At 41.2% G+C, this 26,822-nt stretch carries 25 protein-coding genes; 15 read left to right on the top strand and 10 right to left on the bottom strand.

Annotated features, from left to right (window positions below):
- Window positions 1–134 precede the first annotated feature (134 nt).
- The 3 genes from rarD to FTU35_RS04165 all read left to right on the top strand — a co-directional run bounded on the left by rarD (window position 135) and on the right by FTU35_RS04165 (window position 3,361).
- The gene (gene rarD, locus FTU35_RS04175; protein ID WP_154320882.1) at window positions 135–1,058 is read left to right on the top strand and encodes an EamA family transporter RarD; all 924 of its coding nucleotides are present in this window, start codon (window positions 135–137) and stop codon (window positions 1,056–1,058) included.
- 265 nt (window positions 1,059–1,323) lie between these two features.
- Window positions 1,324–2,781, top strand: coding sequence for a glyceraldehyde-3-phosphate dehydrogenase (locus FTU35_RS04170; RefSeq protein ID WP_004971695.1), 1,458 nt, complete (start codon window positions 1,324–1,326; stop codon window positions 2,779–2,781).
- 217 nt (window positions 2,782–2,998) lie between these two features.
- Entirely contained in the window at window positions 2,999–3,361 is a 363-nt protein-coding gene (locus FTU35_RS04165) for a helix-turn-helix domain-containing protein (protein ID WP_154320881.1), read from the top strand.
- Between the two features lie 64 nt (window positions 3,362–3,425).
- Here the strand turns inward: FTU35_RS04165 and FTU35_RS04160 are convergent, their stop codons facing one another.
- Window positions 3,426–4,622: an MFS transporter gene (locus FTU35_RS04160; RefSeq protein WP_167845911.1), complete on the bottom strand. Its 1,197-nt coding sequence runs from the start codon at window positions 4,620–4,622 to the stop codon at window positions 3,426–3,428.
- Window positions 4,623–4,837: 215 nt separating this feature from the next.
- Here FTU35_RS04160 and cgtA point away from each other — a divergent pair, with 215 nt between their 5' ends.
- Window positions 4,838–6,052, top strand: coding sequence for an Obg family GTPase CgtA (cgtA, locus tag FTU35_RS04155; protein WP_004971687.1), 1,215 nt, complete (start codon window positions 4,838–4,840; stop codon window positions 6,050–6,052).
- Between the two features lie 27 nt (window positions 6,053–6,079).
- Window positions 6,080–7,213, top strand: a complete 1,134-nt coding sequence (gene proB / locus FTU35_RS04150; RefSeq protein ID WP_178865599.1) for a glutamate 5-kinase — start codon at window positions 6,080–6,082, stop codon at window positions 7,211–7,213.
- A gap of 101 nt (window positions 7,214–7,314) precedes the next feature.
- Here the strand turns inward: proB and FTU35_RS04145 are convergent, their stop codons facing one another.
- Window positions 7,315–8,019 carry an SIMPL domain-containing protein gene (locus FTU35_RS04145; RefSeq protein WP_179989310.1) on the bottom strand — a complete coding sequence of 235 codons (705 nt, stop codon included), beginning with the start codon at window positions 8,017–8,019 and terminating at the stop codon, window positions 7,315–7,317.
- 494 nt (window positions 8,020–8,513) lie between these two features.
- On the opposite strand from FTU35_RS04145, the gene FTU35_RS04140 reads away from it, so the two are divergent.
- From FTU35_RS04140 to FTU35_RS04100, 9 genes are all read left to right on the top strand, one after another.
- Window positions 8,514–9,887 carry a diaminobutyrate--2-oxoglutarate transaminase gene (locus tag FTU35_RS04140; protein ID WP_004971681.1) on the top strand — a complete coding sequence of 458 codons (1,374 nt, stop codon included), beginning with the start codon at window positions 8,514–8,516 and terminating at the stop codon, window positions 9,885–9,887.
- Between the two features lie 4 nt (window positions 9,888–9,891).
- Window positions 9,892–11,424, top strand: coding sequence for an aspartate aminotransferase family protein (locus tag FTU35_RS04135; protein ID WP_167845913.1), 1,533 nt, complete (start codon window positions 9,892–9,894; stop codon window positions 11,422–11,424).
- A 476-nt stretch (window positions 11,425–11,900) separates the two neighbouring features.
- Window positions 11,901–12,923 carry a substrate-binding domain-containing protein gene (locus FTU35_RS04130; RefSeq protein WP_096901088.1) on the top strand — a complete coding sequence of 341 codons (1,023 nt, stop codon included), beginning with the start codon at window positions 11,901–11,903 and terminating at the stop codon, window positions 12,921–12,923.
- Between the two features lie 100 nt (window positions 12,924–13,023).
- Window positions 13,024–14,403: a phosphate ABC transporter permease subunit PstC gene (gene pstC / locus FTU35_RS04125; protein WP_004971674.1), complete on the top strand. Its 1,380-nt coding sequence runs from the start codon at window positions 13,024–13,026 to the stop codon at window positions 14,401–14,403.
- Complete coding sequence (gene pstA, locus FTU35_RS04120) at window positions 14,403–15,791, top strand: phosphate ABC transporter permease PstA (RefSeq protein WP_167845916.1); 1,389 nt, start codon at window positions 14,403–14,405, stop codon at window positions 15,789–15,791. Before pstC ends, pstA begins: the two co-directional genes overlap by 1 nt.
- 15 nt (window positions 15,792–15,806) lie before the next feature.
- Window positions 15,807–16,733 (top strand): phosphate ABC transporter ATP-binding protein PstB, encoded by a 927-nt coding sequence (pstB, locus tag FTU35_RS04115; protein ID WP_004971671.1) that lies wholly within the window; start codon window positions 15,807–15,809, stop codon window positions 16,731–16,733.
- A 95-nt stretch (window positions 16,734–16,828) separates the two neighbouring features.
- The gene (locus tag FTU35_RS04110; RefSeq protein WP_004971669.1) at window positions 16,829–17,473 is read left to right on the top strand and encodes a hypothetical protein; all 645 of its coding nucleotides are present in this window, start codon (window positions 16,829–16,831) and stop codon (window positions 17,471–17,473) included.
- A gap of 73 nt (window positions 17,474–17,546) precedes the next feature.
- Window positions 17,547–18,509 (top strand): protease SohB, encoded by a 963-nt coding sequence (sohB, locus tag FTU35_RS04105; RefSeq protein WP_004971667.1) that lies wholly within the window; start codon window positions 17,547–17,549, stop codon window positions 18,507–18,509.
- Window positions 18,510–18,681: 172 nt separating this feature from the next.
- On the top strand, window positions 18,682–19,308 hold the full coding sequence (locus tag FTU35_RS04100; RefSeq protein ID WP_004971665.1) for a cytochrome b/b6 domain-containing protein: 627 nt from the start codon (window positions 18,682–18,684) through the stop codon (window positions 19,306–19,308).
- 30 nt (window positions 19,309–19,338) lie between these two features.
- Here the strand turns inward: FTU35_RS04100 and FTU35_RS04095 are convergent, their stop codons facing one another.
- The 5 genes from FTU35_RS04095 to FTU35_RS04075 form a co-directional block, all read right to left on the bottom strand.
- Window positions 19,339–19,959, bottom strand: a complete 621-nt coding sequence (locus FTU35_RS04095; RefSeq protein ID WP_004971662.1) for a DUF2238 domain-containing protein — start codon at window positions 19,957–19,959, stop codon at window positions 19,339–19,341.
- A 91-nt stretch (window positions 19,960–20,050) separates the two neighbouring features.
- Window positions 20,051–21,439 carry an adenylosuccinate lyase gene (gene purB, locus FTU35_RS04090; RefSeq protein WP_004971661.1) on the bottom strand — a complete coding sequence of 463 codons (1,389 nt, stop codon included), beginning with the start codon at window positions 21,437–21,439 and terminating at the stop codon, window positions 20,051–20,053.
- Window positions 21,440–21,494: 55 nt separating this feature from the next.
- Window positions 21,495–22,226: a high frequency lysogenization protein HflD gene (hflD, locus tag FTU35_RS04085; protein ID WP_004971659.1), complete on the bottom strand. Its 732-nt coding sequence runs from the start codon at window positions 22,224–22,226 to the stop codon at window positions 21,495–21,497.
- Window positions 22,227–22,238: 12 nt separating this feature from the next.
- Entirely contained in the window at window positions 22,239–23,372 is a 1,134-nt protein-coding gene (mnmA, locus tag FTU35_RS04080; protein WP_096901081.1) for a tRNA 2-thiouridine(34) synthase MnmA, read from the bottom strand.
- 4 nt (window positions 23,373–23,376) lie between these two features.
- Window positions 23,377–23,862, bottom strand: coding sequence for an NUDIX hydrolase (locus FTU35_RS04075; protein ID WP_179991209.1), 486 nt, complete (start codon window positions 23,860–23,862; stop codon window positions 23,377–23,379).
- A 133-nt stretch (window positions 23,863–23,995) separates the two neighbouring features.
- Between FTU35_RS04075 and FTU35_RS04070 the strand changes: the two genes are divergently transcribed.
- Window positions 23,996–24,202 carry a DNA-binding protein gene (locus FTU35_RS04070; protein WP_104851773.1) on the top strand — a complete coding sequence of 69 codons (207 nt, stop codon included), beginning with the start codon at window positions 23,996–23,998 and terminating at the stop codon, window positions 24,200–24,202.
- 42 nt (window positions 24,203–24,244) lie between these two features.
- Here FTU35_RS04070 and FTU35_RS04065 read toward each other — a convergent pair whose 3' ends face one another.
- The 3 genes from FTU35_RS04065 to FTU35_RS04055 form a co-directional block, all read right to left on the bottom strand.
- The gene (locus FTU35_RS04065) at window positions 24,245–24,775 is read right to left on the bottom strand and encodes a gamma carbonic anhydrase family protein (protein ID WP_004971648.1); all 531 of its coding nucleotides are present in this window, start codon (window positions 24,773–24,775) and stop codon (window positions 24,245–24,247) included.
- 106 nt (window positions 24,776–24,881) lie between these two features.
- Entirely contained in the window at window positions 24,882–26,030 is a 1,149-nt protein-coding gene (gene dacC, locus FTU35_RS04060; protein WP_004971646.1) for a D-alanyl-D-alanine carboxypeptidase PBP5/6, read from the bottom strand.
- Between the two features lie 117 nt (window positions 26,031–26,147).
- The gene (locus FTU35_RS04055; RefSeq protein ID WP_004971644.1) at window positions 26,148–26,540 is read right to left on the bottom strand and encodes an MCR_0457 family protein; all 393 of its coding nucleotides are present in this window, start codon (window positions 26,538–26,540) and stop codon (window positions 26,148–26,150) included.
- Window positions 26,541–26,822: the final 282 nt, after the last annotated feature.

Raw genomic sequence — 26,822 nt, 5'->3', positions numbered from 1 at the left:
CGTATGCAGACCAATTGACCACGCAAAAGCTGCGTGGTTTTTTATATCCTGTCATTTTAAATTTTGAACATTCGATCAATCTCTAAAACAACGTATATATGAGTATAATGCCGACTGATATAGGGGAGAGTCGGATGTATAAAGGCATTGCACTATCGGTTTTAGCATCGGTCACTTTTGGGGTGCTGTATTTTTATACCCAATTACTCAAACCTTTAGACAGCGAAGAAACTTTTGCGTGGCGTATGTTGGCAACTTTGCCATTCCTAACTTTGTTTATGTGGTGGTCGGGAGATTTAAAACATATTTCCGCGATTTTTCAGCGGCTCAAACAACAACCACAATTCATACTTTGGCTGATTTTTAGTTCTTTTTTATGCACTACGCAATTGTGGTTATTTTTGTGGGGGCCGATTAACGGGCGTGGTTTGCAGGTTTCTTTGGGTTATTTCTTATTGCCTTTGATCATGGTTTTGCTTGGCTGTGTGCTATATAAAGAAAAGTTATCGACTTGGCAGATGGCAGCAGTTGCCTTAGCCGTGCTAGGTGTCAGTCATGAAATCTGGCGCATTGGCACGGTGGCGTGGGAAACCTTATATGTGGCATTTGCCTATCCTTTATATTTCTTTTTACGTCGGGTCTTTCAAACCGATCACTTGGGCGGGTTTTGGTGGGATTTACTGCTAGTTATTCCTGTCGCGGTATATTTAGGCTTTTATTATAGTGACAGTGTAAATGTCATCGCAGCTTTTCCATATTTAATTTGGTCGGTACTTGGATTGGGCTTTTTAAGTGCATTGGGACTTGGCAGTTATATTTTGGCCAGCCGCCATTTGCCTTTTGTGATTTTTGGTTTACTGAGTTATTTAGAACCTGTGCTGTTGGCTTTTGTGTCTATGTTGTTAGGTGAACGAGTTGAAGCAGGGGAATGGTTGACTTATATCCCAATTTGGTTGGCAGTTGCATTATTGGTGGTTGAAGGGTGTTTGCATTTAAGAAAACAAAAAATGAATCAGCAAGATTTACAGCAGAAGATTCAACAGTCATCTGGACAATAAAAGCCGTCGCTGTGGTGAGATATTCAAATTTCCAAGAGGATAATCGAGTTTGGCATCATCCTCTTTTTCTTCTAAAAAATTGAACTTTTGTTGAAAAAACTAAAATCACAAAAATAATTACAACTATTTTATGAATTTATAGTGAATATATAGGAAAATAGTCGGGTCAGTACCAGCTTTTGATTCAATCTTGACGACAATTCCATTACAATTATCGGGTTTTGAAATTCATGCCTAGATATACAATTAATTAGAGGACGTATCTGTGAGCAAAGAGACTATCATCGCCCTACACGCAGAGCACCAAGGTCGCTGGAAAAACCGTGAAGAAATCGCGGAACGTATGATTGCTTTACTCGGTCAGTTGTACCGTGAAAAAAATATCATGGTTTCAGTTTTTGGTCGTTCTTTAGTTAACCGTTCTGTGATTCAAATTTTGAAAGCACACCGTCGTACTCGTATGATGGACGTAGAACTTTCAGTTGTTCACACTTTCCCATTGCTTGAAGCTTTGGCAAAAGTAGACAACATCGGTTCAGCAGAAATCGACTTAGGTAAACTTGCTGTTGAATATAAAGAAAAAGGCGGCGATGTAAATGCATTTGTTGCAGACGCTGTGAAATCTTTAGCGGGCAATCCAACAACTGTAGAAAGCAAAGATGTTGTACTTTACGGTTTTGGTCGTATTGGTCGTATCCTTGCGCGTTTAATCATTGGTCAATCTGGTCTTGGCCGTGGCTTAAACCTTAAAGCAATTGTGGTACGTAAATCATCTGATGGTGATTTAGAAAAACGTGCGTCTTTATTGCGTCGCGACTCTATTCATGGTCCATTTGCAGGCACTATTTCTGTAGATGAAGAAAATGAAGCAATTATCGCAAATGGTAACTTCATTAAAGTGATCTATGCATCTAACCCATCTGAAGTAGACTATACGGCTTATGGCATCAACAATGCATTAGTGATTGACAACACGGGTAAATGGCGTGATGCAGAAGGTCTTGCACAACACCTTCAATGCCCAGGCGCTGCACGCGTAATTTTAACTGCACCTGGTAAAGGTGACATGAAAAACGTGGTTTACGGTGTTAACCAAGCTGACATTCTTGATGAAGATACCATCATTTCTGCGGCAAGCTGTACAACAAACGCGATTACACCAACTTTAAAAGTGTTGCATGACAAGTACACCGTTGTGAATGGTCACGTTGAAACTGTTCACTCATTCACTAACGACCAAAACTTGATTGATAACTATCACAAGGCAGATCGTCGTGGTCGTGCAGCAACATTAAACATGGTTATTACCGAAACAGGTGCAGCAAAAGCAGTGGCGAAAGCATTGCCTGCATTACAAGGTAAATTAACAGGTAACTCTGTACGTGTTCCAACGCCAAACGTATCACTTGCAATCTTGAACTTAACGCTTGAGAAAGAAGTAGATCGCGAAGAAGTGAACGAATACATTCGTCAAATTTCAATTCACTCTAATCTTCAAGGTCAAATTGGTTATACCAACTCGACTGAAGTGGTTTCAAGTGACTTCATTGGTTCGCGTACTGCAGGTGTATTTGATGCGCAAGCAACCATTACTTCAGGCAACCGTTTAACTGCTTACGTTTGGTATGACAACGAAGTGGGTTATAGCTGCCAAGTATTGCGTATTGCTGAACAAATGGGCGGCGTAAGCTATCCTAAAGTTCCTGCTGAAACAAATGCATAATTTGTAGATACAGAATTTAAAATCAAAAAGAGCTTCAAATGAAGCTCTTTTTTTTGCATTTATTTCATTCTTAAATATAAGGATGAGTGTTGAAATTTCCACCTAATACGCTATCCTAAACTTACCAAAATAAAGTCTATGCTAAAAAGTAAGTAGATTTGATTTTGCTTTCAAGCTTTCAAAGCCTGAACAATAGAAATAATAGAAGGATACCGTTATGCAATATGCAACCAGTCACTTACTCGGGCAAGTCCTTGCTAAAGATTGTCCATCACGGATTCGTTTAGAACATTTAGCCAATAAATGGTCAATGTTGGTGTTGCATTGTTTAAGCGAAGGTTTGCACCGCTTTAGTGAGCTAAGACAGCGCATTGAAGGGGTGAGTGAAAAAATGCTGGCGCAAACCCTGAAAACTCTTGAGCAAGATGGGTTAATTTTACGTACAGTTTACCCAACGGTGCCGCCTAAAGTGGAATATCAACTCACTTTTGAAGGCTCAAAAATTGCAGCAAGAGTGAATCAACTGATTGAGTATTTAGAACAGCATTTGCCTGAAACTTCACAGCAATCTTCTCACTAATGGATTACTCATCTTTTAGGGAAGTCGCTGTAGATGTTCCTACTCCAAAGCACATTCTGGATGATTAAATAGTGCGTCGATGTGAAAAATCATAACGATCAATCAGCAAAATCCCGATGGCAAATACCAAAATACTGACAACACAACCCATCCAGCCCCGGTGTTGCCATGCGTAGACCGCCGTCAGTGAACCAAGTGCTGCACCTGAAAAATAAATAGTCATATATACCGCATTAATGCGGGAACGTGCGGTGGCATCAATTCGGTACACCAAGTTTTGATTCAATACGTGAAAAGCAGTTAGACCAAAATAACTCATCAATACGCCAACGGCATAAGCCACAATATTCTGCTGTGCAAAAAAGAGTGGAATGCAAGAAAACAACATCAAGCCAATACATAATATTGCGACAAAATTCTCACGACCTTTGCCGACCGTTTTACCCGACCAACTTGACGAGAAAATTCCAATCACACCCAATAAACCAAAAAGCCCAATTTGAAAATCACTAAAATAATAAGGCGGATTGGCTAAAACAAAAGTCATGGAAGTAAAAACCAAGGACAAAATGGCAAAGCCCAAAGCGCCCGCGCACGCTCTACGAATTAAATGTGGTTGGGTTATAGCCAACTGAATTAAAGAACGATAAATGCCTGCCACAGTCAAATTTTTATTGGCAGCTGTAGAGGGAAGTTTTGTCCACATTAAGCCTGCAAAAAGTAGGGTGATGATGCCGCTGCTGAAATAGACAGCTTCCCAAGACCAATAGGTCGATACAAAACCCGCGAAAGTGCGCGATAAAATAATCCCCATTACCAAGCCACTCATCAATTTGCCGACAATGGCAGCACTCGATTCAGGTGGACTGATGCTAGATGCAAATGGAATAAGCACTTGTGCAGAAATCGCACCAAAAGTGGCACATACGGTAAAGAAATACAGCATGGCTAAATTGCTGCTAAAAGACAGCAAAATTTGCGAAAACGCAGCAAAAACCATCAGACTGACAATCAATTTACGCTTATTTAGCAAGTCACCTAAAGGCACGAGTAACATTAAACCTAGTCCATAGCCTATTTGTGCCAAAACCACAGCAAAGCCTGCCTGACTGGTGCTAATTCCTAAACTTTTTTCAATTGAATAAATTAAAGGCTGATTAAAATATGCCGATCCCGCACACAAGCCACAGGCGGTTGCTATGAGTAAAATAAATTTAGGCGATAAAGCAGGCGTGGTTGTGGTGGCAACAGCATTAGACATGGCGGCAGAAAGCAAACAAGGGTTAAAGCACTATAAGAACTTAGATGAGGAAGGAGAAATAAGAAAAAACGATCATATCATTGCTAAAAGAAATGAGTGTTTTGAACAATCAAGGATAAAAAGCATCTACGCATACGATTGCATAAATATAATTCGAGAAATTCTCTAAAATATGGCAGAATATACGGCTTTTAAAGTTTTAGAGGATTGGCAAGATGCGCTTTGTTGATGAAGCAGTCATTACCGTAGAGGCTGGCGACGGTGGCAATGGCGTAGCCAGTTTTCGCCGAGAGAAATTTGTACCATTTGGTGGGCCAGATGGCGGTGATGGTGGTCGTGGCGGCAGTATTTTTATTCAAGCCGACGACAACGCAAGCACCCTTGTAGATTATCGTTATACCCGTAAATTTCGCGCTGAACGTGGTAAAAACGGGTCGGGCGCAAACTGTGCAGGTCGTGGCGGTGAATCTGTCGTTTTGACCGTTCCAGTGGGCACAACCATTGTAGATACAGACTCTGGTGATATTATTGCAGATTTAGTCGAAAGCGGTCAGAAAGTATTGGTCGCTCAAGGCGGTGATGGTGGTTTAGGGAATACTCACTTTAAATCATCTACCAACCGAACACCGCGTAAATTCACGCATGGTACCAAAGGTGAATTCCGTGAAATCCGTTTGGAGTTGAAAGTCCTTGCCGATGTAGGCTTGCTAGGCATGCCAAACGCGGGTAAATCGACCTTTATTCGTGCCGTGTCTGCGGCAAAACCAAAAGTTGCTGACTATCCATTTACCACCATGGTGCCAAATTTAGGCGTGGTGGATGCAGATCGTCATCGTTCTTTTGTCATGGCAGATATTCCAGGACTAATTGAAGGTGCAGCAGAAGGCGCAGGTTTGGGGATTCGCTTCCTGAAACACTTGGCGCGTACTCGTATTTTACTGCACATTGTGGATGTTCAACCTATTGATGGTTCTGATCCTGCGTACAATGCCAAAGCAATTCTGCAAGAGTTGGAAAAATTCTCTCCAACTTTGGCAAAGTTACCAATCGTGTTGGTGTTGAATAAACTTGATCAACTTCCTGAAGATTCACGTGAAGAATGGTGTAAACACATTCTTGAAGAATTGCAGTGGGATGGTCCTGTGTTCAAAACTTCAGGCTTAATGTCTGAAGGTACACAGCAAGTGGTGTATTACTTGATGGATCAAATTGAGCAACAACGTGAACGCGAAGTTGAAGATCCTGAGTACGCAGCAGAAATGAAAGCATTCCGTGATCAGCTGGAAGCTGAAACACGTGAACAAACCATTGCCGCGAAAGAAGCGTATCGTGAGATGCGCCGTCAGCAACGTCTTGCAGGTATGCTGGGCGATGATGACGAAGACGATGATGGTGAAGATGGCGAAGTAGAAGTGTACTACGTACGCTAAGCGCTACAAAAAGTGACTGAGGACAAGATGATAGAAGTGGTAGATGGGCAACGTCAGCTCAAGGGTTGTAAACGAATCGTTGTTAAAATCGGATCATCTTTACTCACAGCCAATGGGCAAGGTTTAGATTTGGATGCAATCTCGCATTGGGCGGGACAAATTGCAGATCTACACAATGCTGGACACGAAATTATTTTAGTGTCATCGGGAGCTGTGGCTGAAGGTATGGTGCGAATGAAACTTGAGCATCGACCCACCGATCTACCCAGTCTTCAGGCATGCGCTGCCATTGGTCAAATGGGCTTGATTCAAACTTGGTCAAGTGTGCTGGAAAAACACCAGATTCAAACTGCACAAGTCCTATTAACCCATGATGATTTGGCAGATCGTCGTCGTTATTTAAACTCGTGCGATGCATTGCAAAACCTGATTGAATGGCGCGTGATACCAGTCATTAATGAAAATGACACAGTGTCTACTGACGAAATTCGCTTTGGTGATAACGACACTTTGGCTGCGATGGTGGCAGGGCAGGTACATGCAGATTTGTTGATTATTTTGACCGATCAGCAAGGCATGTTTGACTCCGACCCACGTTCTAATCCAAACGCAAAACTGTTCCATACTGTACGCGCTTTAGATGAAAGTCTGTTTGATATGGCGGGTGGTGGCGGCAAGTTCGGGCGCGGCGGCATGCTGACCAAAGTCCGTGCAGCGCGTTTAGCGGCTAAATCGGGTTGTCCAACTTTAATTGCCAGTGGTGAAAGTGACAACGTGCTTGCGCGTTTAATGGCGGGCGAAATGTTGGGTACGCTGTTCATTACCGACAATGACCGTATTACGGCGCATCAACAGTGGTTGGCGGCACACTTACAAACAGCAGGACGTTTGGTGATTGATGATGGCGCAGTCAAAGCCATTAAAGAAAACCACCGCAGTTTATTGCCTGTGGGTGTAAAAGCGGTAGAAGGGCATTTTGAACGTGGCGATGTGGTGGAGTGTGTAGATACACAGGGTCATCGTGTCGCTGTGGGACGTGTTAATTTTAGTTCGCGTTCAGCTGACTTGGTCAAAGGCTTGGCTTCTGACAAAGTGCATCAGGTGTTAGGCGAGGCACGTTCGTTGGAGATGATTCACCGCAATCACATGGCGATTTATTGATGATGCTGTAAGTTATCATTCAATTGAAGTTATCAAAAAAAACCGCTTGGAATATCCAAGCGGTTTTTTATTACTTAAGCAATTCATGTCATGCTTCAAGTTTATTTAAACTGAATCGTTCCATTTGCATTGACTGTAATTTTAGATTCACCTGCTGCCATATCTTGATCAGCTACAGCCGTTTCTGCGACTGCAAATTTTGCCATGCTTGCGCGCATAACAGGCTGCGGGAAATAAGAATTGGTGTTTAGGTTCAAGTTTACCAAGTTATAGCCCGATTTATTCCAAGCCTGACTTAACATTTGCGCACGTTGTTGAAAGTTTTTAGATGCTTCGACCATCAACTCATTTTCAACTTTTTTACGTTGTGCATCAGACACGCTAAAATTAATAGATTGGGTCTGAAAGTTTTGTTGTAGCTCGCTCACCAATTGGCTTGCGGCTTTAAAATCGGTACTTTGTACCCGTACCTCTGCACGACCGCGCCATTCTTTTAACTTACGACTGTCATTGTCGTAAATTGGATAGGTGGTTTGTGAGCCCGTTTCAACTTTCACTTGTGGATACTTACGTGCAGTTGCAATGGCTTGGTTCATTAACTGGTTAATTTGTGATGCAAGTTCAGCAGGCTGTTTGTGACTTTTTTCAATATATAACACAGCGTGCATTTGATCATTTGAAACTTCGCGTGTAGCTTCGGCTTGAACATTGACGATATTGTAATTTAAAGATTCATTTTGTTGGGCAAAAGCAGTGCTTGCAGCACCAACAGCCAACAGGGTAGCAGCGAGAGAAAGTAAGCGCATATTTTGACCTATTATTCAGGGGATCAGGATTTATGAAAAGCGTTTGAATTGATTTAAATAGTAACTTTGCTTTGTGAGGATTTTTAGTTGAATTTGTGGTGGCTTTGTAAAATATGCGTTAAAAATTGCAGCAAAAAAGCATTTATAAAATTCAATAAAAATAATGATCTATACTATTTTGAAAATAAATGCTGCATGACTTGAGAGATTGTGCAAAAAAACGTATAAAGGAAGTGGAAAGAGTTAAATTTTCTTTCCTTTGTCACAATGTAAGATGATAATTCAATCGAATCATCTGCAAGATATGTTTTTTCGATGAAATTAGGCAATATTTGGGTTAAACCTGTTTATTTTCTAGAAAAATTAGGTATTATCCCGCTTCCTAGTCTTGAAGAACAAAACTCTATCTCGCTAGATCAAAAAAGCACCGAGTCAAAGGACCGCAAGTCACCAGACTTATTTCTTTCAACCCATATCAGAGATGGTAATTCGATATGAGCGTTACTTCTGTAAACCCTGCCAACCATTCCACAAACGAATACTACTTGACTCGCCAAAGTCAGATGGAATCGAATGTGCGTAGTTATCCTCGTAAATTACCGTTAGCGATAGCGAAAGCACTGGGTTGTTGGGTTACCGATGTTGAAGGTACTGAGTACCTAGATTGTTTGGCTGGGGCAGGAACCTTGGCATTGGGCCATAACCATCCTGCGGTGGTTCAAAGCATCCAAGACACTTTAGCGAGTGGTTTGCCATTACATACCCTAGATTTAACGACACCTTTGAAAGATGCTTTTACTGAAGCGTTACTTTCACACATGCCTGGTGGTCAAGAAGAATACTGCTTGCAGTTCTGTGGTCCTACAGGTGCAGATGGCACAGAAGCGGCAATCAAACTTGCAAAAACCTATACAGGTCGTAGCTCAGTCATCAGCTTCTCAGGTGGCTATCATGGTATGACTCATGGTTCATTGGCGATGACAGGTAACTTGTCTGCAAAAAACGCAGTCAATGGTTTAATGCCTGGTGTTCAATTTATGCCATATCCGCATGAATACCGCTGCCCACTTGGTATTGGCGGTGAAGCGGGTGTAGATGCTTTAACGTATTATTTTGAAAACTTCATTGAAGATGTAGAAAGCGGTGTAACTAAGCCTGCAGCTGTGATTCTTGAAGCAATTCAAGGTGAAGGCGGTGTAGTAACTGCACCAATTAAATGGTTGAAAAAAATCCGCGAAGTGACTGAAAAGCACAACATCGTTTTAATTTTAGACGAAGTTCAAGCGGGCTTTGCACGTTCAGGCAAAATGTTTGCATTTGAACATGCAGGTATTGAGCCAGACGTGATTGTAATGTCTAAAGCTGTTGGTGGTGGTTTGCCATTGGCTGTACTTGCAATTAAACGTAAGTTTGACGCATGGCAGCCTGCAGGTCACACGGGTACTTTCCGTGGTAACCAATTGGCAATGGGTACTGGTCTTGTGGTGCTTAAAACCATTAAAGAACAAAACCTTGCACAAAATGCGCAAGAGCGTGGTGAGTTCTTACAAGCTGAATTGAAAAAATTAGCTGTTGAATTCCCATGTATTGGTAACGTGCGTGGTCGCGGTTTAATGATTGGTATCGAAATTGTAGATGAACGCCAAGAAAAAGACCGTTTAGGTGCTTATCCAGCAGACTCTCAATTGGCTGCTGCTGTTCAAGCTGCATGTTTTGACAACAAATTGTTGCTTGAGAAAGGTGGTCGTGGTGGTACGGTAATCCGTTTACTTTGTCCACTCATCATTACTCAAGAAGAGTGTGTAGAAGTCATCGCTCGCTTCAAGAAAGCAGTTGCTGAAGCGTTAGTCGCAGTTCGAGGCGCATAAGTTTATGGTAGATTTTGCAGAACATCGTAAAGCGTTACTCTGCAATGATGCTCAATCCATTGCTGACTACAGTGCAGCAATGGAACAAGCGACTCAAGCAGTCGCGGCATGGTTGCAAAATGACAAAATGTACACAGGCGGCAGCATTAAAGAATTGCGTGAAGCGATTTCTTTCCAGCCTGCAAAACAAGGTTTGGGTGTACAAAAGTCATTGGAACGCATGGTTGAGCTTTTCTTAAACAAAAGTTTAAAAGTTCATCATCCACATTCTTTGGCACATTTGCATTGTCCAACTATGGTGGCAAGCCAAATTGCAGAAGTTCTCATTAACGCAACCAACCAATCTATGGACTCTTGGGATCAAAGCCCTGCAGGTTCATTGATGGAAGTACAACTAATTGACTGGTTACGTCAAAAAGTTGGCTATGGTGCAGGTCAAGCGGGCGTGTTCACTTCAGGTGGTACGCAGTCTAACTTGATGGGTGTGTTATTGGCGCGTGATGCGTGTATTGCAAAGAACTGGAAAGATGAAAACGGTAATCCGTGGTCTGTTCAGCGCGATGGTATTCCAAGCGATGCAATGCGTAATGTGAAAGTCATTTGTTCTGAAAATGCACACTTCTCTGTGCAAAAGAACATGGCGATGATGGGTATGGGCTTCCAATCGGTTGTTACTGTACCTGTTAATGAAAATGCACAAATGGACGTGGTTGCACTTGAGCAAACCATGGCGCATTTAAAATCTGAAGGTAAGATCGTTGCGTGTGTGGTTGCGACTGCAGGTACAACCGATGCAGGCGCGATTGATCCGCTTAAAAAGATTCGTGACATCACTAATCAATATGGCGCGTGGATGCACATTGACGCAGCTTGGGGTGGTGCATTAATTCTTTCTAACAGTCATCGTGACATGCTTGATGGTATTGAGTTATCAGACTCTGTAACACTGGATTTCCATAAGCATTATTTCCAAACAATCTCGTGTGGTGCGTTTTTGCTAAAAGATGAAGCGAACTATCGTTTCATGCACTATGAAGCAGAATATTTGAACTCTGCTTATGATGAAGAACATGGCGTACCAAACTTGGTGTCTAAGTCATTGCAAACAACGCGTCGTTTTGATGCGTTGAAACTTTGGATGACGATTGAAGCATTAGGTGAAGAGCTTTACGGTTCTATGATTGATCATGGTGTGAAGCTAACCCGTGACGTTGCTGATTATATTAAAGCGACTCCAGGTTTAGAATTGTTGGTTGAACCACAATTTGCTTCAGTGTTGTTCCGTGTTGTGCCTGAAGGTTATCCTGCAGAGTTCTTGGATAGCTTGAACCAAAACGTGGCAGATGAATTATTTGCACGTGGTGAGGCCAATATTGGTGTAACTAAAGTCGGTAATGTTCAATCATTGAAGATGACGACTTTAAGTCCAGTGGCAACACTTGAAAACGTGAAAAACTTGTTAGGCCTAGTATTGGCAGAAGCAGATCGCATTAAAGATGCGATTGTCGCGGGTACTTATACGCCACCAATCGACTAATGCTTTCATTATTCAGATTGTTATGAAATACAACAAAAGAAGTCACTACGGTGGCTTTTTTTGTGTCTGATTAAAAATATTGCAGTGAAGTGTTGTACCGTTCTTGCTTGAATTTTGTGATGGATTGGGTGTTTTGGGCTCAAATAATGCACTGCGGATGTCATAAAAATTACGCAATTGGCGAATAAACCATCAATTTTGGTAGAAAAAACCATAAATAATTGATGACATTGGCATGAATTATTACAATTTGAAATTTAAATACTGAAAAAAAATAAGCACTCTAGTGTTTTATTAGTTATTGATTTTAAATCATTTAAAAATTATTTCAGATACGAAAAGCAAATATAACCAAAGCGTAACAAAGCTGTAACATGGTTGTCATATTATAAAACCACAATGCAGTTATCGAAATAAGTACAAAACTTAATAACAAGTGACGTACTCCGAACTTGCATACTATGAGAGAGAACAGAATGCGCTTTACTAACATCGCCATTGCTTTAGCCGTATCTGCAGCAGCTGTAACAACTGCTAACGCAGCTCGTGACACCATCCAAATCGCGGGTTCTTCAACCGTTCTACCATACGCAAGTATTGTAGCAGAAGAATTTGGTAATACTTTCCCACAATTCAAAACTCCAGTTGTTGGTTCAGGCGGTTCTTCAGGTGGTTTGAAGCAGTTCTGTACAGGTGTGGGTGATAACACAATCGACATCGCGAACTCATCTCGTAAAATTAAAGATTCAGAATTAGCTGCTTGTAAAAAAGCAGGCGTAAACCAAGTTTTAGAAATTAAAATTGGTTACGACGGTATCGTATTTGCTTCTAACGCAAACAAAGCGGCTTACAAATTAAAGCCTTACCATGTATATGCAGCAATTGCAGCTCAATTACCATCTAAAGGTAAAATGGTTGCTAACCCATATACACGTTGGAACCAAATTGACAAAACACTTCCAAACGAGCCTATTACACTTGTAATTCCAGCGTCTAACCACGGTACACGTGAAGTGTTCCAAGAGAAAATGGTTGATGCAGGCTGTGAAGCTTATGCTGCAATCAAAGCATTAGACAAAGATGCGCAAAAGAAAGCGTGTACTACTTTCCGTAAGGATGGTCGTGTAATCGAAATCGCGGGTGACTACACAGAAACACTGGCACGTTTGAAAACTTCTCCAAGCGCAGTAGGTGTATTCGGCTTAGGTTTCTATGACCAAAACCGTGACCGTTTACGTGTTGCAACTGTAAACAACGTAGCGCCATCTGAAAACACAATTTTAAATGGTTCTTACCCTGTATCACGTCCATTGTTCTTCTACGTGAAAGGTGAGCACCTTAAATCAATCAAAGGTTTACCGCAATTTACTGAATACTTCTTGAGCAAGAAAGTATCTGGTAAAGGTTCTAAATTAGACAAAGCAGGTTTGATCTCTATGTCTGACAAAGAGCGTGCACAAGTTCTTGCTAACTTCAAAGCTGGTAAAGCGGTTAAGTAATTTGAGTTAAAGCAGCTGATGGCAGGGAACAACCTGCCATCGGCTTTTTGCTAAGAAATGTTTTTTCAAAAACACAAATTGAAAAAACAGTGGAGAATACATGAATCTGCTACTCATAGGTGTGTTATTGGCGATTATCGCCGTAGCCTATCAAATCGGGTTAAGCAAGAGCCGTAACCTAGCAGGTAAGGGAAATAACTCTGCAATGTTACATTCACGCCCAGGATATTATGGCGCGTTGGTAGCATTATGGTGTGGTATTCCTGCTTTTTTAATTTTGATTGTTTGGAACTTGGTTGAACCAAGTATTCTAGAGCAAGTGGTAATTAATAATGTGCCAGCGCACATTGCTGCAAGCCTAGACCCTGCAAGTACAAGTGTTTTGGTTGATCGCGTACAAGCCATTGCATCTGGTTTTGGTGTAAGTGATACACCTGCTGCATACGAAGTTGCAGCGGCAGAGCAATTAGCGAAAATTGAAACCATTGGTTCTTATGCCAAACTTGCGGTGGTGATCTGTGCGGCCTTATTTGGTTTGCTGTGGGCAAAGAAACGTGTTTCACAACAATTCCGCGCACGTAACCAAGTTGAAAAAATCATCAACATTTCTTTGGCATTATGTTCTGGTGTTGCGATTCTAACTACGGTTGGTATTGTGATGTCCATGTTCAGTGAAGCGATGCGATTCTTTAGTTTCGTTAGCCCACTGGATTTCTTCTTTGGTACAGTCTGGAACCCTGGTTTTAGCACCTCGGGTAGTGCAGATGGCAGTTATGGTTTACTTCCATTACTGTGGGGCACATTGATGGTGAGTGGTATTGCTTTATTAGTTGCAGTACCTATTGGTTTAATGATCGCCATTTACCTTGCAGAATATGCATCGCCTAAATTCCGTGCATGGGCAAAGCCGACCATTGAAGTTTTAGCAGGTATTCCGACCATTGTGTACGGTGTATTTGCCATGATGATCATCGGCCCGTTCCTTAAAACTGCGGGTGCAATCATTGGACTAGATATTAATGCCACGAGTGCATTAACCGCTGGTTTAGTGATGGGCATCATGATTATTCCTTTTGTATCTTCATTGTCTGATGACATTATTACGCAAGTGCCGCGTGCGCTGCGTGATGGTTCTTTAGGCTTAGGTGCAACCAAATCTGAAACCATTCGTCGCGTGGTGATGCCAGCTGCATTACCAGGGGTGATTGGTGCATTCTTACTTGCTGCGTCACGTGCAATTGGCGAAACCATGATTGTGGTGTTGGCTGCAGGTAATAGTCCTTTACTACACGCAAACCCATTAGAAGCGGTATCTACGGTTACGATTACGATTGTGAACCAATTAACAGGTGATACAGATTTCGCAAGTCCGCAGGCATTGGTTGCTTTCGCACTTGGTTTGACCCTGTTCGTGATTACCTTAGGTTTGAACATTGTTGCACTATACATCGTGCGTAAATATCGTGAGCAATACGACTAATGAGTACTTCAAATACATCGTCTTTGGATCAGTTAGATCCACAAGCTGCTGCCGAATTACGTGAACAACGTAAAAAAACCATCGCCAGTTCATTGGGTAAGCGTCATCGTAAGGAAAAAACCTTCCGCTTGATGGGTTTCTCGGCAGTTATTGCAGGTTTATTCTTTGTCGTATTGTTATTCGGCAGTATCTTATCTAAAGGTTTGCCTGCGTTCTGGCAAAGCAGCATGAGCCTTCCAATTTACTTCGATCCAGCGATTGTCAATGCAGGTCCAAAACCTAAGGCGATTGCAGGCGAGTCACCAGCACAATACGAAGACCGTATGATTGCGTGGCAAACCGAAATGGGTATGGTCGATTGGGATGCTTTAATTGTGAATGGTATTGTAGCGAAAGACAAAGCGCTAGAAGCTAAGCGTGATGATCTTGGTTACTTATATACCAGTTCTGAAGCATACCGTCTTCGTGACATGGTCTTGGCAGATCCTTCTTTAATTGGCCAAACCAAAGAAGTGAAAGTGCTTGCAGATGCCAACGTCGATGTATGGCTAGAAGGCAAGATTGACCGCAGCTTACCAGATGAGCAGCAACAATTAAGCCCTGAAGTACGTCAATTGGCAGATCAGCTCGAATCACAAGGTATTATTGAAAGTACTTTCAATACCAATATTTTTGTTAGCCCAGACTCACGTAGTTCTCCAGCGACTTCTGGTTTGGCAGGTGCATTCATGGGTTCATTATTCATGATGCTGATTGTGATCTTTATTTCGATTCCAATTGGTGTTGCATCAGCAATTTACTTAGAAGAATTTGCGCCAAAAAATGCGATTACTGATATTATTGAAGTGAACATCAATAACTTGGCCGCTGTACCTTCTATTGTATTTGGTTTGTTGGGTGCTGCGATCTTTATTGGTTGGATGCATTTACCATTGTCTGCACCATTGGTCGGTGGTTTGGTACTGAGTTTAATGACTTTACCAACCGTGATTATTACCACGCGAGCATCATTAAAAGCAGTGCCACCGTCTATTCGTCAAGCTGCTTTAGGTTTGGGTGCTTCTCGTTTACAAACTGTGTTCCACCACGTACTCCCACTTGCATTGCCGGGTATTTTAACGGGTGCAATTATTGGTGTCGCACAAGCTTTAGGTGAAACCGCACCATTGTTATTAATTGGTATGAGTGCTTTCGTTGCCAGTGTACCAGCAACTCCACTTGATCAATCTACTGCGTTACCTGTGCAAATTTTCTTATGGCAGGGTAATGAATTGCGTAACTTCTTCGAGGGACGTACCGCTGCAGCCATTATCGTACTACTTGCGCTAATGATTGGCTTAAACAGCCTTGCAATTTGGTTACGTAAGAAGTTTGAAGTACGCTGGTAATTGAGGGCAGAGAATATGAATGCTGTAGCAAGCACAGAAAAACAGAATTCCTTAGAACAGGATAAGCAAGTGAATCCACAACAAAGCCAATTTACATCTACCGATGTAGAACAGAAGCAATCATCGACTTCGTTTGTTTCACAATTTGATACGCAAACTTCAAGCAAAAAAGAAGCGAAATCTTCAAATGTAAAGTTAAGCACCAATGACGTGCATGTGTATTATGGTGAGTCTGAAGCCATCAAAGGTATTGATTTAAATATCTATGAAAATGAAGTGATTGCATTTATTGGTCCATCGGGTTGTGGTAAATCGACTTTCTTGCGTACTTTAAACCGTATGAACGACACGATTGATAGCTGTCGTGTGACGGGTAAAGTAATGTTGGATAACCAAGATATTTACGATCCGAACTTAGACGTGGTGTTATTGCGTGCACAAGTGGGCATGGTGTTCCAGAAACCAAACCCATTCCCAAAATCAATTTTTGAAAACGTAGCCTATGGCCCTAAACTGCATGGTTTAGCACGTGATAAGTACGATTTAGAAGAAATTGTAGAAAACAGCTTGCGTAAAGCAGGTTTGTGGGATGAAGTGAAAGATCGTTTGAATCAACCAGGCACAGGTCTTTCTGGTGGTCAGCAACAACGTCTTTGTATTGCGCGTACCATTGCGGTAAGTCCAGAAGTAATTTTGATGGATGAACCATGTTCGGCACTTGACCCAATTGCAACGGCAAAAGTAGAAGAGCTAATTTCTGAACTTTCTACTCAATATACGATTGCGATTGTAACGCACTCAATGCAACAGGCAGCGCGTGTATCTGACCGTACCGCATACTTCCATTTAGGTGATTTGATTGAAGTGAATGCAACTGAAAAAGTATTTACTCAGCCAGACCATCAATTAACAGAAGCATATATTACAGGTCGTTTTGGTTAATCTGCTTAAGTCCTGAAAGCTATTAAAACAGAATCTTAGGATTCTGTTTTTTTGTTATAGTATTGATTGTTTTGTACGCGCAGCGAAAATAAAAAATGCAGTTTCCTTCACAAGAAGAACGACAACAGGCAAAACCAGCACGCCAAGCCACGAAAAAAATAATCGATGCCTTGTTTGGATTTCAACATAGTGCAGAGACGATAGCAGCACTTTTGGTTTTGCTGAGTATTTTATTGGCAACGTTTTTTAACCATGATGGGTGGTTTCCAACTTCTCAAAGCCCCAATATGAGCAATTATCATCGTTGGTTGTATGATCAATTTGTGATAGTTTCAGGTGTGATAGTGCTTGTTGTTTATTTTAGGGTACAGCAGCAAGCAAGTGATCCCCATTTTCGGCAGGCTTGGCGAGACTATATTGATGCCAATGCTAAATTTAAGTTTTATCGCTATGTAAAAGCACAACAAAAAAATAAGTTACCGTTCTTGCACAGTGCAGTAGGTGAATTTCTTTGCGTAATGTGTTTCTGCGTAGGTTTAGTGTGTTTCTATTCAATGCTTACACCTTCAGATCATGAGCGTAGAGGTAGTTTTCTACTGTTTGGTTGGTGGCCGATCAACGCACTTATTATTGGGATTTGCTATCAGGGGCAAATTTGGTTTGCTGTACGTTTAATGGCTGTTCGGCAGATTTCTAAACGATATTTACGATTGATTCAAAAAGAAGCTGCTTTAAGATAGAAAAAGTATTGAAAAAGTCGAAATTGACCTAATGTAGTCCTAATAAACCGAATTAAATTGAGAACTCATTTTTATGTTATTTCATTTACCTAAACTACCTGCCGAAATTCGGATTAGTCATTTGAATGCGCGAATTAATGAACAACGAAAAAAAATTGCGCAAACCACGGCATCTAAACTCGAGCTATTACAACTTTCACAACAAATGGCACGTGAAGCGCGCGCCCGTAAAAAGAACAATCAAAAAATTTATGTGTTGGATTTTAAAGGTGATACTGCTGCGTCTGCTGTAGAGCAATTGCGTGAAGAAATCACCCTAATTTTGGCAACGGCCAAAGCTGGACGTGACCGTGTTGTGGTACGTTTGGAAAGTCCAGGCGGTATGGTGCATGGTTATGGGCTTGCAGCTGCACAATTGGTACGTTTGCGTGATGCAGGTTTCCATCTCACGATTTGCGTCGATAAAGTCGCAGCAAGTGGTGGCTATATGATGGCATGTATTGGTTCAGAAATTGTGTCAGCGCCATTTGCGATTTTGGGTTCTATTGGCGTAGTGGCACAAGTGCCTAACTTTAATCGCTTGCTCAAAGAAAAAAATATAGATTTTGAGATGTACACAGCAGGTCAATACAAACGCACTGTGACCATGTTTGGTGAAAATACCGAAGAAGGCAAGGCTAAGTTTGAAGAAGAATTGCAACAAACTCATGTACTATTTAAACACTTTGTCGAAAAATACCGTCCACAACTGAATGTTGAAAAAGTGGCAACAGGTGAGCATTGGTATGGTCAGGATGCACTGGATTTAAACTTGGTAGATAAGTTACAAACCTCAGATGAATACTTACTAAGTTTGTTGCCACAGCATGATATTTATGTGATTCAAACCCGTAAAAAGCCAACTTTGGGTGAAAAACTGGGTTTGCAAGCTGCACAAATGGCAGACAGTTTGATTCCTGCAGTGATGAATAAACTGGTTGATAGCCTAAGCAAAGCCAACAGCAGTTTGTTGCAAATCCGTGATCCTAAACTGTAATAGTGATGATCTAACTTCTAAAATTTATCTAAAAATTGCGCTCAATTGAGCGCAATTTTTTTATTCACTTTTATTCAAAAATATAGGGTCTTTGATTTAAGCATCTTAATTTTCAATTCAGCTTGATGTTATATCTTTGTGATAAGAACAAAACCACCTTGATAGATTGAATATGCAAACAAATAGTGTGCCCGCGAAGCAATCAACATCTACAGATTTAATGATTCGCTTTTTGCATGTGGTGATGCTGCTAAGTTTTACAGGGGCTTACTTAACAGGTGATGCGGAAGAATGGCATCAGTTACATATGGCTTTTGGCTATACGTTGGGGATTAGTTTAGCTTTACGAATCGTATGGCAGGTGTTGAGTATGTTGAACAGCACACAGCCGACAGGAATTTCTAAACGTTTAGGCATGATTCAACAATTTGTAAAACGCGATTGGAAACAGCCACAGCAGTTTTTTTCATTACCGTTTTTAAAGTCAGGCAGTTCCAGTGCGTTTCAATTCAGTATTTTGTTGATTTGGTTGGCATTGCCTTTAACTGTGTTGGTTGGATTTTTCACCGATTATACCCAAAGTCATACTTTAAAAGAGCTACATGAATTTGCAGCAAATTTATTCTTAGCTGCGGTATTGGTGCATTTAGCGAGCTTAACTTTAAGCAGCGTATTGTTTAAAAAATGGCTTGCCAAAACCATGTTTTGGGGTTCAGGTAAACCTGCAGTATTAACGGTGTTGATCTGGATGATTTCAGTCGCAAGTTTAGCTGGCTTCTGGTGGTGGTATTGGCAATAAATTTGGATTTAGTACGAAAGAGGCATCCTGTTAGGGTTTCTTGATCAAGTAGAAGCATCCCATCAGCATTGCTCCTATCGTTGCTAAAAGCATATCCATGTGTGCATCCCAAATATCACCTTGCTGACCATTATAATTTTCAGCATCTTCTGGCGATAAGCCAAGCGCAATGAGCCATTCCACCCATTCATAAATTAAACTGCTTGCCATGATAAATTGAATGACCAAAAGATATAAAACGATAGGTTTGTTTTTTGGAAACCAGACTTCAAACAAGCGCAATAAAACAGGATAGAGCAAAATACCATAAGCCAAATGCACAAAACGGTCATACATATTGCGTGACCAACCCATGCTCTGATCTAAATTGAAGCCAAAGCTGTGCAAAATCCAATCATTATAGGGCACATAAGAATACAGATAATGTGCTCCGACAATATGAATCAGTAAAAATATTAAATACAGCACAAAGCTAGAAAAACTCAGTCCTACTTTTTTAAATGCAATCAATAAAGCCGCGAGCATAAAAACTGTGCCTGCCTGATGCAGTAGATACGATTCAAATTCCAGTGGTTGAATACTGGCAGCAAGCATGGCGAGTATAACCAAGCCTAAAGCACAGTAATGTTGAATGCGGAATTGATTTTGCATGTGATGTTTAAGTTGGAAGATTTGTTTTATTCTAATAAAAATGCGAAGCCGAAGCTTCGCATTTTTGTATTGTGATGAATGCTTTTACAAATTAGATTTTAGCAATTAAATCTTGAATTTGTTTTGCTTGTTCAGCTGCATTACCTGTGTAAGTTGCAGGCGTCATTGTCGCTAAACGTGCGCGATCTGCTGCAGGAACGCCTTCCAACTCATTACCATTCACGAAATCTAGCATCATGTCACGTGTCATAGCTTGACCACGTGTAAGAGCTTTTAATTTTTCGTATGGTTTTTCGATGTTATAACGACGCATCACAGTTTGAATTGGCTCAGCCAATACTTCTTGAGCATTGTCTAAATCTTCAAGAATACGTTGTGCGTTCAATTCAAGTTTGCCAATACCTTTAGAGCAAGCTTCAAATGCGATCAAGCTTTGTGCAAAACCAACACCCATATTACGCAATACAGTCGAGTCAGTTAAGTCACGTTGCCAGCGAGAGATTGGTAATTTTTCGCCTAAGTGAGCCAAGACTGCATTGGCGATACCCAAGTTACCTTCAGAGTTTTCAAAGTCAATTGGGTTTACTTTGTGCGGCATGGTTGAAGAACCAACTTCACCTTCTTTCAGTTTTTGCTTGAAGAAACCAAGTGAGATGTAGCCCCAAACGTCACGGTTGAAGTCGATTAGAATGGTGTTGAAACGACGTAGCGCATCAAACAATTCTGCCATATAGTCGTGTGGCTCAATTTGAGTCGTGTATGGGTTAAAGCTTAAACCTAAAGATTCTACAAATGCTTGAGAATGTGCAGGCCAGTTGATTTCTGGGTATGCAGAAAGGTGAGCGTTGTAGTTACCTACTGCACCATTGATTTTGCCCAAAAGCTCAACTTGCTTGAACTGTTTGATTTGACGTGCAAGACGATATGCCACGTTTGCCATTTCTTTACCCAAAGTTGTTGGGCTTGCAGTTTGACCGTGAGTACGTGACAACATTGGTTGATCTGCGTGTTTTTCTGCCAATGCAACAATCGAATCAATGATTTGCTGCATGGCTGCAACCAATACTTCACGACCATTTTTAAGCATTAAAGCATGTGACAAGTTGTTGATGTCTTCTGAAGTACAAGCAAAGTGAATGAACTCACCTGCATTTTTTAACTCATCAATGTTGGCAATTTTTTCTTTTAAGAAATATTCAACTGCTTTTACGTCATGGTTGGTGGTGCGTTCAATTTCTTTAATGCGATTGGCATCATCTTCAGAGAAATCTGCAACAATTGCATCTAATGCAGCATTCGTTGCAGCACTGAAAGCAGGTACTTCGGTAATTTCAGGACGATTGGCAAGCGCTTGTAACCAACGCACTTCAACAGTCACACGAGCATGGATTAAACCAAACTCAGAGAGGAAAGGGCGGAGAGCATCACATTTGCTTGCATAGCGCCCATCTAATGGAGAAAGTGCGGTTAAAGCGTTCATATCGATTCCTTAAACTTTGGAATTAAACCTAAAACAAAAGCGTGTTCAGCATGGTTTAAACCACCTGATACTGTAAACGCGCCAGATCTTGAATATCACGTAATAATTTACGTTTGCTAAATACCATGCCCCATGAACTGCCACCAAGTTGACGCCAAAGGTGTGCCATTTGTAAGCCTGTAAAAAGCGAAGCTCGAATTCGGTTGGTATGTGCAGAATCCTTAAATGCTTCTGCATTGCCACGTACCATAATGCGCGGGTTAATTTGTCCCGCAGTATCGACATAGGTTTGGGCTAAATTGGCAATAATACTGGGATGCAAATAGTTATGATCAAAAAATGAAAGTTGTTTTAAGATTTTTTGCTGTGACTGCTCAATAATTTCGACGTATTTAGGATTGCTATACACTTTCTTTTCTAATTGTAAGAGTGCCATCGCATACGACATGGGTAGTTTGGTATTGGATAGTTTAGGTAAACGCGATTTAGGAGCAGTATTAAAAGGTTGGTTGATGCTGCTTTCTAGCGTTTTTAAACCCAAAGAAATATCGGCCAAATGATTAAAAAAATCCAAAGTTTGCGAACTGTGATTGCTACTTGGACGGATATTTAAACTGGCTTTAATTAATTGCTCAAAATAAAAGTTACCGCTTTCACCAATACTTTGTCTGCCTGTGAGTGCAGTCATGTGCGTGAGCTGGGTGGCTTGAAACACACCCGCTAACGCCAAGGCACGATTTTGGCGAACATTCAGAGTTGGTGACTGTTGAAACGGTAACTCTGTCATCCAAAACAATCCTTAAATAAAATCGGGTTTAGGGGCATTGGTATGGTGAATCACACCACCGCCTAAACACATTTCGCCTGAATAGAATACGACACTTTGACCAGGAGTGACTGCACGTTGTGGTTCATCAAATTCCACACGTACACCGCCAGGCATGCTGTCATCATTGAAAATTACACAGTCCTGATCATCTTGGCGATAGCGAGTGCGACAAGTACAACGGAAGCCTGACGCTGGAATTTCTTGTTCACCTGCCACCCAATCAATTGCTTCGCTCCATAAAATAGTGCTTTGCATGAGTGGATGTTCATGACCTTGACCAATCACTAAACGATTGTTTTCAATATCTTTATGCAGGACAAACCATGCACCTTCAGCAACACCTTTTAAGCCGCCAATACCAATCCCGCCACGCTGACCGAGCGTATAGTACATTAAGCCGTGATGTTCACCAACCTCTTTGCCATCGTCTAAAACAATTTTTCCAGCTTGAGCAGGCAAATATTGTTTTAAGAAATCATTAAAGCGACGTTCACCAATAAAGCAAATCCCTGTCGAGTCTTTTTTCTTGGCAGTGACTAAATCTAGTTCTTCGGCAATTTTTCGGACTTGCGGCTTTTCAATTTCGCCCACAGGGAACAAGGTTTTATTGATTTCACGACCATGCACTGCATGTAAGAAATAGGTTTGATCTTTATTTTTATCTAAACCACGTAACAGTGGAGCGTATGCTTCACCTTTGGAGTTGTACTGCGTTCCACCACGACGAGCGTAGTGACCTGTGGCGATAAAATCTGCGCCTAAATTCATGGCGTGATCTAAAAAGGCACGGAACTTAATTTCTTTATTGCATAAAATATCTGGGTTTGGCGTGCGTCCTGCGGCATATTCGGCAAGAAAATGCTCAAAAACCCGATCCCAATATTCCATCGCAAAGTTGGCTGTATGCAACTTAATGCCTAGCTTGTCGCACACCGCTTGCGCATCGGCAAGATCTTCCATCGCGGTGCAATATTCAGTGCCGTCATCTTCTTCCCAGTTTTTCATGAAAAGCCCTTCAACCTGATAACCTTGTTGAAGTAGAAGTGCAGCAGAAACAGATGAATCTACACCACCTGACATACCGACGATGACACGTTGTTGCATAGGATTAGGCATCCAAACTAGAAATAAGGGGAGAATTTTGGTGCTCGTAAATGAGCGATAAAGGATAAGATTGACCACTGAGCGCATCTTGAACCGCTTTCAGTACCAACGGACTTCGGGCACGTGCTGATTCAGCCAGTTCGTCTGCAGACATCCATACTGTACCAATAATATCGGGATCGAGCTGGGCTTGCGCATCATGTTGCAGCGATTCGGCTAGAAAGCAGAAGCGATAATAGGTGCGGTCAGGAAACATAGGCGGAGTATAGCTATAAATACCGAGTAAGGCATTAATTTTCACCCGATGCCCAGTTTCTTCCATGGTTTCACGTATTGCTGCTTCAATTAAGCTTTCGCCAGCTTCAACATGCCCTGCAGGCTGATTAAACACGCTATGCGTCACACCTTCTGTACGTTCTTCAACAAACAGGAATTTTCCGTTTTTTTCGATAACGGTGGCGACAGTAACGTGAGCAGTCCAAGCGGTCATTGAAAAGCACCATGGGGTAAAACGCATATTCTACAAAATTTAGGGGGATGTGGCTATGTTGAAAGGGGATTTCTTTAAAACTGTAAATGTAGGTTTGTGTAGTTGTGGGAAGATGTGAGGGGTACTTTGTTCTTTGATTCATTTGGTGATGCTGGATGTGATCTCATTTGCGCTAGGTGTTGTTGCCAAAGTCAAAGCTATTGCACAAATAGAAAAAGAGGCAGATATTGACCGTAAAGCTTTGTATAAAACTCTAAGTCAAGATTCAGCCTCTCGATTTGATAAGATTAATCATGTCATTCATACACTGAGTTTAAAATTAACGGTGCAGAACGTGTAATCCCTCAAATTACAACAATCAAAAAGAACTTTGAGGGGTGGATTATTGATAATTCCCCGCCACTTTTACATAGTGCCGTGCAGAATAAGGCAAAAACTCTTTTTCCTTGTCGGTTAAAGGACGAACTTTTTGCACAGGGCTACCCACGTACAAATATCCACTTTCCAAACGCTTACGCGGTGGCACTAAAGACCCTGCGCCAATCATTACATCATCTTCAATAATGACATCATCCAAAACAATTGTGTTGATGCCCAATAACACCCGATTGCCAATGGTGCAGCCGTGTAAGGTCACACCATGTCCAACTGTGACATCTTCGCCAATAATCAGCGGTGAACCTTCAGGTTTGTCGGCTTTTTTATGGCTAACATGCAGCATGGCATGATCTTGCACATTGGAATTTTGACCAATCCGAATATGGTTAACATCACCACGAATCACGGCAAATGGCCAAACCGATACATTTGCGGCCAAATGCACATCACCAATCACCACCGACAATTCATCTACATAACAGCTTGCGTCAATTTTTGGGGTTTGCTCTAAATAAGCACGCACATTTTTTTTCATGATGGACAAATCTTTAGCTTATAAATTTAGGATTGAGGACAGTATAAAATAAAAAAGCACACATGCGGGCATGTGTGCTTTGCGCTTTAGTCTAAGCTTATGAATCTTAGAATAAGTTGCTAAAGAATTGTTTGATATGGTCTAGCATACGTGCAAAGAAACCCGCTTCTTCCACTTCCTGCAACGCCACCAATGGTTTTTCAGCAATCACTTTACCATCTAAGGTTGCGACATATTTACCAATCACTTGACCTTTTTTCAAAGGAGCAGTCAATTTAGGTTGAACCACCAATTGAGTTTTAATTTGGTTGGCTTTGCCTTTTGGCATGGTCACGTTAAAGTTTTCTGGCAAACCAATTTGTGCTTCTTTGCTTTTACCGTACCATACTTTTGCTTTAGCTAAGACTTGGTTGGCAGGCTGTACACGTACAGTTTCGTAGTTTGCATAACCCCAAGCTAACAATTCACGAGTTTGAGTTGCACGAGCTTGCATGGTTGGCGCACCAAAAATCACCGAAATTAAACGCATTGGGCCACGTTTAGATGAAGTGGTTAAGCAGTAACCCGCTTCGTTGGTATGACCTGTTTTTAAACCATCCACGCTTGGGTCGGTATATAACAGGGCATTACGGTTGCCTTGTTTAATTCCATTAAAAGAAAACTCTTTTTCAGAATAAATTGGGTAGTATTTTGAGCTGTCATGGATGATGTGCTGCGCTAAAGTCGCCATATCTTTTGCGGTAGAAAAGTGACCTTCAGCAGGCATACCCGTAGAGTTCATAAACTGGGTATTGCTCATGCCAATACGTTTGGCTTCTTCATTCATCATGTGAACGAATGTGCCTTCATTACCTGCAATGTGCTCTGCCATGGCTTTAGATGCATCGTTGCCCGATTGCACGATAATTCCGCGTAGCATTTCAAGTACGGTTGCTGTGCCATTTAAAGGAACATACATACATGATTCTGTGCTGCTGCCACGACACCATGCAGACTCATTCATGCGGACTTGTTCATCTTCCGTGAGTTCGCCTTTTAATAACTTTTGTTCAATGATGAAACTAGTCATCATTTTGGTCATTGAGGCAGGGGCGAGTTTTTCGTTTTCATTTTTTGAAGCTAAAATTTGTCCCGTCTCATAATCCATCAAAACGTATGATTTGTTATTGAGTTCTGGTGGTGTAGCTAAGACAGTTGCTGCATAAGAAAAGCTTGGTAATAGTAATAATGCAGCAAGGGCGCTTTTTGGGGTCATTCTAAGAGGTTCCAATACTTGAGGTATGCACAAAAGAGCTAGCATTTTAGGGCAAAGCTCAGCCGACTTCTATGGGAGAAATCGGCTTATTGATAAAAGTATTGTAACCAAATTGTATTATCTGCTATATGCTGTCAATTCTTGGCAAATTGCTTGGTTTTTGGCTGTTCCAGCAGCTTTGGCATCGGCACGGGCTTCTTTTAAAATTGGCTGGAAGCTTTTTTGTTTGCTGAGTTTACTTAAGGCAGTAACAGCGTCTTTTTCTTTAGGCATATATTCTTGGGCAAGTTTTGTATAACCCTGATGAAATTGATCTTGTTCTTTGACTAGTGAAGGGCAAACTTCAGATAACACATAAATAGCGGCTAATTCTTGCTGAGTCACTTGTTGTAATGGCGTCACTTCAATATTTTCTTCTTGCGCAATTGCGGCTTGACTTAAACCCAAACTGAGCGCAACTGCGCCAAAAAAATGAACTGCACGTGAATTTTTTAAGCCAGAAAATTGCATATCAAGTACCTTAAATATTGTTTGAACTGAATCTACCGATTCATTTAAGTGCTTATAAGATGAATCATTTATTTGCGAATTGAAAGAGTGAAAATGTATTAAAGCTGTGTGATCTGAGCGCAAATCATGTATAAAAAGTGAAGATTAAAGTCTGAAATTTGAAAATCAGTGGCTTGATATAAAGCGTAAAATAATAGTGGAAAAATACCAGATATAAAAACTAAGCATAAAATTTAAGGCAAACTTTGAAAGTTTGCCTTAAAGGGTGAGTATGCAAAATTA

The organism is Acinetobacter sp. YH12095 (assembly GCF_013419245.1).
Classification (GTDB): Bacteria; Pseudomonadota; Gammaproteobacteria; order Pseudomonadales; family Moraxellaceae; genus Acinetobacter; species Acinetobacter towneri.
This window is presented reverse-complemented; position numbering and strand designations above follow the sequence as displayed.